Source organism: Bacillus cereus group sp. BfR-BA-01330 (assembly GCF_022663885.1).
Taxonomy (GTDB): domain Bacteria; phylum Bacillota; class Bacilli; order Bacillales; family Bacillaceae_G; genus Bacillus_A; species Bacillus_A cereus.
Genome location: NZ_JAKUGK010000006.1, coordinates 428,187 through 434,945 on the forward strand (window position 1 = coordinate 428,187; position 6,759 = coordinate 434,945).

Consider the following 6,759-nt stretch of genomic DNA (forward strand, 5'->3'; position numbering starts at 1 on the left):
GCTGATTATGTAAAAACAGTTAGCCCATCACTCATTAGAGAGTGATGGGCTAACTGTTTTTAGTAATATTTTTTAAACCTTCCTTATCAAGGGAGTTATAATTTACAAGAGTATAAGCAATTACACATTATGAACTGCTACTAGCAGAAGATGTTGCTGCAGATGAAGCGGCAATCGTTGCCATCATGGCTGCCTGTTGTGCTTGTATGAGGACTTCTATCATTGTTTGTAAACCTGTGTTAGTAGCTTTACTTTCCTCACCTTTCTGACTTACGAACAGTTGAATAGCAATAAGAATATTCGTATCTGTATGCCAACGGAACAATTTATCCCCCTGCAATTTTTCAATAAATGCTCGAATAGAATGAATCTCTTTTTCTCCGTCCTCGAGTAACGCTAGTAGCCCGATAGCTGGGTAATGCATCTGTTTTACTTTTACCTTTTCTTGCTTTAACAAATTCCATATATTTGTACATTTTGCAACTAATAGTTCTTCCCTGACATCCTTCTTTAGTGAAAGAATATGACTCAAAAATTGAAGATCATTCCCTTTACGCAAACCAGCTGTCGCTAGTTTCTGATAAAGACGTTCCACTCGGTCCATAAGTGTTTCTACATGCTCTGATTGTCCTGCTAATAAAACTGCGAGCGGATAATCATTTGTACTTGTAAGAAAGAGGTGATCCTTTTTCATGCGTTTATATACTTGCATCGAACGCTGAATGTGCGCGCCATGCTGTTCATTTTCTTCTGTTAAAAGCACAGCTGCTGCGAGATAAGTAAATATACTCCGGCTAAAGCCACCAGTGACCAATTGTTCATATAAATCTAAAAACGTCCGAAAAGCTTCCTTGTAATCTGTAAAGTGAATATCTAATGTTGCGGCCACTACAAAACGATGATAAGACTTTAAGTATGAAAACATCCCTACCTGATTCTTAATATAACTACTAATTTCTAAAAAACGTCCAAGATCAAACAATTTATCACTACCTGCATACATAGCAGCAATCATCATTCCTGTTCGAGAATCACTCGTTTTCCATTTTAGTTCTCCCTTTAACTGTACATATGTATGTTTATATTGCTCCAACTTTTTCTCTAATGTAATCATAGTATTCACCCCTATTTCTAGTTCTTCTCTATCATTATACGTATATTCCATATTTAGGAATACTATAATTAATAATCACAACATAAAAAATTATAAAATTCTCTAATCCTTCAAGAAGTTATACAAAAAAGGTAGATAATAATTTATCTACCTTTTTTGTATATATTATTTAACATTACAACTGTATTGCTTGTTATATGCAATTAAGACTAAAGAGCTTTAATAATACGTTCCATCGCTTTCATTTGCCCAATATGATCAGCTTCATGATAAAGCATCATACCGTAAAGCTCCCCTACTGTTTCCAATCCTAGGAATGGCTCTGGCAGTTTATTTTCAAATGCTTCTGCTGGAATTTCGTTAATACGTTTTGCTTGTTCTTTTAATTGAGCCGTTAACACTTCTAACGATGGTCCTTCTGTCGTCCATTTAGATGGTCTTGATCCATATCCAAACATACCTGGATATTCAGTTGGCAATTGTTTAAATTCTCTTCCGAACATGAAAGTCTCTGCTGCTGTTAACACGTGACCGATATGCCAACGAATTGTATTGTTAAAACCCTCTGGCTGCGTATCCACAGTTTTATCATCTAACGTTTCCATAAATTTAAGTAACGCCCCGCGCGTTATTTCAAATTGTTTTAAACCCACTAGTCTATTCATTTTATCGTTCCCCTTCTTGATGTACAATTTATTATGAACTAAGAATGTTCAACTTATTAAAGTTTCACCTTGTTTAATCTATCAGAAACAAATAAGAAATACATCTAATATGCTTATTAAAAATAATAAAAAGGTTCACTCCTCGTAAATATAGAATTACTTACTATGTTAATAAAAGAGGAGTGTACTTGCATGTTACATATTTTAAAACAACAATATAATCTTATTAGCTCTACAAGAGAAACTCTATTTTCGTTTTTGGAAGAAATCCCAGTAGAAAAATTACATAGCACAGTTTCTAATTTCGGAAGCGGTAGCATTATAAAGACTCATATTCATGTAGCCGATTGCTATCGATACTGGCTTGGATCATTCGCATTCAAGCAAAAAAGAGCAGATTTTTCATTTGCTAGCGATTACGAAATTGAGCATGCAGATGTCGCGAAAGTCCGTGCTAGATTTAAATTAATAGATGAGACTGTACAACGTTTTTTAGATGAATACAATGACCGTTGGCTCGAAAATATTGCAAATGAAGTAAAGTGGCAAAAAGAGCCTTGGAGTACAACTCCGCTATGGCTTTTAACTCATACAGAGACTCATGAGTTTCATCATAAAGGACAAATTGTATCAATGGCTAGGCATCTTGGATATACTCCTCCTGATACAGACCTTAGTTAATACATTCGTGTTCATTTAAAAGCGGAATGAGCAGCAAGAATAATAGTATGATCAAAAAACTCGTTGATACATTTTGTTGTGTATAAAACATTTATTATTTGTTTTAGGTATACCATGCCATTATAAAATTCATGTAACATCGAATTAAGATTCATATTTTTTATGTGACTCATTGAAGAAAGTTTAAGTATTTATACATTCAATTACTAACTAAAGGAGAAAATTATAATGAGATTAGAGAGCGAAAGAATTTATTTAAGGCCTCTTTGTCAGCTAGATGCTCCTATTATATTAGAAAGTACAATGGTTGATGAAATAAGATATATGACTGGAACTAAGTCCACTTTTTCATTGGAGCAAATTACGAAACATATAGATCATATAAATAATGATTCAAGTCGCTATGATTTCGCTATTTGTTTACAAAGTACTGACAAGATGATTGGAGAGTTGTCGATTTTAGATATCGATGAGGAGAACAAAAGAGCAGGATTCAGAATATCAATGCTTTCAATAGCATTAACAGGACAAGGCTATGGAACTGAAGCTATTAAAATAGTTTTAAGATTTGTTTTTGAACAACTATCATTAAATCGTTTACAGTTAGAAGTATTTAGCCATAATTTACGCGGAATTAAAGCTTATGAAAAAGTTGGTTTTGTAAAAGAAGGAACCTTACGTCAATCTTTATTTTATAACGATACATACTCAGATGAAATTATTATGGCCATACTTAAAAGCGATTATATAGAGAGACCTTTGTAAATGGATGCACTTAATCTATTAAACAAATTTAAAGAACCTTACCACAATAAAATGCAGTAAGGCTCTTTCATTTTTATATCAAATAACAGCTCTTAAAACATGTATAATCGTGTCAATACCAAATAGTCTCCGCATAATTATATGCATCACTATTCGGAATTGCATGTTTCCCCTGCGCTTGTGCCTTTCTTGGATCTAAATCATATACCATTGGCGTATAGCATGATGTTTGCCCTTTATTTACAACACCATTTCCTCCAGCACTTCCGCAAGTGTATGCCTTTCCATCTGTTTTTCTAACAATCCTTGCATCAGCTTCATTATTATAAACCGCTGCACGAGTTACAGTAACCTTTGCCCATGCTGTCTTACACGTCGTGCTAAATTTTAATTCCACATATGAATTAGAATCAATCCACTTCTTTTCTTTCGTTACTGCTGATTGATCACAGCTATTGTAGTAAGGACTTTTCCCATCATATGAATGGTCTTCTGCAAATGCTTTATCATTATTCGTCGTACTAAAAACACTAGTTACGATGAGCAATGCCAGACAAAGACATGCGCTTACCTTTAAAAAAAACTTCATAGAATTTCACTCCTTTATTAATAACGTGCTGTTTTCCCGTAACCATTATTAATCGTCACCGCTTCGGCATCAGCTATATAACCAAAATCAGCAGTTAAATCAAACACCATTCCTGTATACGTACTCGTTTGTCCTGTTTTAATTGCCCCATTGCCACTATTAGAGTCTACTGATTTTTGGAATACACCATTTTTATATTTATTAATAACAGCGTAAGCATATACCCCTCCAGAAACAGAAGGAGCTGGTTGATCTAAAACAAGCTTAGACCACGCTGCATGACATTTATTACTGTAACGTAAATACACTGTCCCTACTTTTTTACTACCTTCATAAACTGCTGTAGACTTTGCATTAAATCCATCTGCATCACACGTTGTACTTCCCCCGTATACTTTCGTTGTTGCTGGATTTTTCCCGTCATAATAACTACTTAAATCAGTAGCTGCAAATGTACTTCCTTGAAAACTAAATAATACACCTATACTTGCCACACTTAACACGCATACTTTCATTAACTTTTTAAACATTTTAAATTCCCCCTCAAAATGATTATGTATACTAAACACAACCTATACTGCTGTGCCAGCTCTCCTTTCACGCTTCCTAGAGGCATCTTACAGAAACGAATAAACGTTGTAAATCCCCTTTGAATATACGAAGGGCTTTACTTATCCTTGTAAGAAAAAAAGTTGAGAAATACAAATTTTATAGCATCCTTTATTTAAAACATAAAAGAACCGATACTTGTTATATTCAAGCATCGGTTCTTTATACAAAATTGCCATTGTTTCTTTTATATAAAATAAATATTTCTCCACTTAATCTGTTGTAAAAAACTCCCTCGTTACATCAATAAATTGCTGCAGTGGTGCTGTCATCCATTTATCTTTATGCCAAGCGATTTGCGTATAAATCGGAGAGATTGTATTTTCTAAATGTAACTCTTTTATCGTCCCCTCTCGTATATCTTTTTCTACTACTATTGCTGGTAAAACGGCTATGCCTAAATCTGCAATAACACATTGTTTAATTGCTTCAACACTAACAAACTCAATTTTATTTGCTGGATATACATCTTCCCCGCGAAATAGCTCTTCAAATAAAGTCCGATACGAGCAGCCTAATTCTGTTAGTAAAAGTGTTTCACTCTCTAAATCTTTTATAGAAACAGTAGTCTGTTCAAGTAAACGATGCCCTGGAGCAGCTACTACTTTTAATTCTTCTTTCATAAGTGGTTCCACATGCAAAACATCTTCTGTTTTACATTCGTCCAAAATAAATGCAAGATCTACTTTCCCCTCCATCAATTGTTCCTTCGCATCTTTATTGGAATATGCTGGTTTAAATATAAGTTTTATTTTTGGGAATTGTATTTTAAACCTCTTTAATATAGAAGGCAGTCTGTATGTACATTGACTTTCTTGTGCACCAATTATTAACGTACCTGCTATTTCTTCATCATCTTTCACAGCCATTTTCGCTTCGTTACTGAGTGCAATCATCTTGTCGGCATATAGTTGAAACTTCCTACCTGCTTCAGTTAAGAAAAGACGTTTTCCTAATCTTTCAAATAACGGTGTACCAAGCTCAGCTTCTAACGTTTTAATTTGCGCTGTCACGCTCGATTGAGCAAAGTTTAATTTCTTCGCAGTTTGTGTAAAGTTCAAAGTATGTGCCGCTACTTTAAATGTAATTAACTGTTTTATTTCCATTTATCATCCCTCTTTTCAATCGATATTTCCGATTGATTCCATCGAAATAATCCTCTTTGTCTATTGATATTTGTATTGTATGATAAAGAACATCTATAAACAATATAAATGGAGGTATTCCATATGAAAGCACTTTGTTTCGAAACATTCGGAGACGCTAATGTTCTACACTATAAAGAAATACACGATCCAATCATAAGTCCAAATGAAATTCTTGTCCGCACGAAAGCAATCGGATTAAACTTCGCTGATATTTATAGACGCCGCGGCGATTATCATCTTGCTGGCAATCCGCCTTATGTATTAGGTTATGAAGGAGCTGGAATTGTTGAAAAAGTAGGAGCTGACGTTACTACTATCAACCTAGGAGACCGTATTGCATTTGCGGACGTCCCATTTGCAAATGCAGAACTAGTTGCCGTTCCATCTGAAAAAGTAATCCCACTACCAGATTCTATTTCTTTTGAAACAGCCGCTTCTGTCTTATTACAAGGATTAACTGCACATTATTTAACGCAAGATAGCTATCAACTAAAACAAGGTGATATAGCTTTAGTACACGCTGCGGCTGGTGGCGTCGGTCAACTTCTTATTCAAATGATTAAACTACAGGGCGGAACAGTAATTGGTCTTACATCATCAAAAGAAAAAGCAAAGATAGCTACATTAGCTGGTGCCGATCACGTATTTTTATATAACGAAGAATGGCATACGAAAGTACTTGAAATGACTAATGGAACTGGAGTAAATGTTGTATATGAATCAGTAGGTTCTACATTAGAGGAAAGTTTTAACGCTACTAAAATTGGCGGTACTGTCGTATTTTACGGAATGGCTGGTGGTAATCCTGCTCCAGTTGATCCGCGTATGCTTATGGATACTTCAAAAACTTTAACTGGCGGAGACCTTTGGAACGTGCTTACTACTTTTGAAGAACGTAAGCAGCGCTCTACTCAATTATTTGATTGGATCACTAGCGGAAAAGTAAACATCGCGAGTCCTACTACATTCTCTTTACAAGATGGTGCTCTTGCACATAAATTATTAGAGAGCAGAAAAAGTACTGGGAAGATTTTATTGATTCCATAATCGTTCCAATAAGAAAAGGAAGCTAGATTTCTAAAATGTACCCTATAGAATAGACACTTAAAAAAAGTCTATTCTATAGGGTATTTCTTGTATAATGAGAGAAAAATGAGAATCGGAGAAATTTTAAAATGACGAAAAAAT

Annotated in this window: 8 protein-coding genes; 3 read left to right on the forward strand and 5 right to left on the reverse strand. The window is 34.6% G+C overall.

Annotation, left to right across the window (positions count from 1 at the left end; translation table 11 throughout):
* Positions 1-127: 127 nt before the first annotated feature.
* Complete coding sequence (locus MR112_RS19600) at positions 128-1,165, reverse strand: DUF4003 domain-containing protein (protein ID WP_242245229.1); 1,038 nt, start codon at positions 1,163-1,165, stop codon at positions 128-130.
* Positions 1,166-1,323: 158 nt separating this feature from the next.
* Positions 1,324-1,779, reverse strand: coding sequence for a DinB family protein (locus tag MR112_RS19605; RefSeq protein ID WP_001081123.1), 456 nt, complete (start codon positions 1,777-1,779; stop codon positions 1,324-1,326).
* A gap of 192 nt (positions 1,780-1,971) precedes the next feature.
* Between MR112_RS19605 and MR112_RS19610 the strand changes: the two genes are divergently transcribed.
* Both MR112_RS19610 and MR112_RS19615 read left to right on the forward strand, forming a co-directional pair.
* Positions 1,972-2,460, forward strand: coding sequence for a DinB family protein (locus tag MR112_RS19610; protein ID WP_086395302.1), 489 nt, complete (start codon positions 1,972-1,974; stop codon positions 2,458-2,460).
* A gap of 228 nt (positions 2,461-2,688) precedes the next feature.
* Complete coding sequence (locus MR112_RS19615; protein ID WP_086395301.1) at positions 2,689-3,225, forward strand: GNAT family N-acetyltransferase; 537 nt, start codon at positions 2,689-2,691, stop codon at positions 3,223-3,225.
* Positions 3,226-3,337: 112 nt separating this feature from the next.
* Here the strand turns inward: MR112_RS19615 and MR112_RS19620 are convergent, their stop codons facing one another.
* The 3 genes from MR112_RS19620 to MR112_RS19630 all read right to left on the reverse strand — a co-directional run bounded on the left by MR112_RS19620 (position 3,338) and on the right by MR112_RS19630 (position 5,529).
* Positions 3,338-3,814, reverse strand: coding sequence for a DUF2690 domain-containing protein (locus MR112_RS19620; RefSeq protein WP_242245230.1), 477 nt, complete (start codon positions 3,812-3,814; stop codon positions 3,338-3,340).
* A gap of 17 nt (positions 3,815-3,831) precedes the next feature.
* Complete coding sequence (locus MR112_RS19625) at positions 3,832-4,344, reverse strand: DUF2690 domain-containing protein (protein WP_226368965.1); 513 nt, start codon at positions 4,342-4,344, stop codon at positions 3,832-3,834.
* Positions 4,345-4,635: 291 nt separating this feature from the next.
* The gene (locus tag MR112_RS19630; RefSeq protein WP_086404010.1) at positions 4,636-5,529 is read right to left on the reverse strand and encodes a LysR family transcriptional regulator; all 894 of its coding nucleotides are present in this window, start codon (positions 5,527-5,529) and stop codon (positions 4,636-4,638) included.
* A gap of 123 nt (positions 5,530-5,652) precedes the next feature.
* Between MR112_RS19630 and MR112_RS19635 the strand changes: the two genes are divergently transcribed.
* Complete coding sequence (locus MR112_RS19635; RefSeq protein ID WP_086404009.1) at positions 5,653-6,618, forward strand: quinone oxidoreductase family protein; 966 nt, start codon at positions 5,653-5,655, stop codon at positions 6,616-6,618.
* The last annotated feature ends 141 nt before the right edge of the window (positions 6,619-6,759 follow it).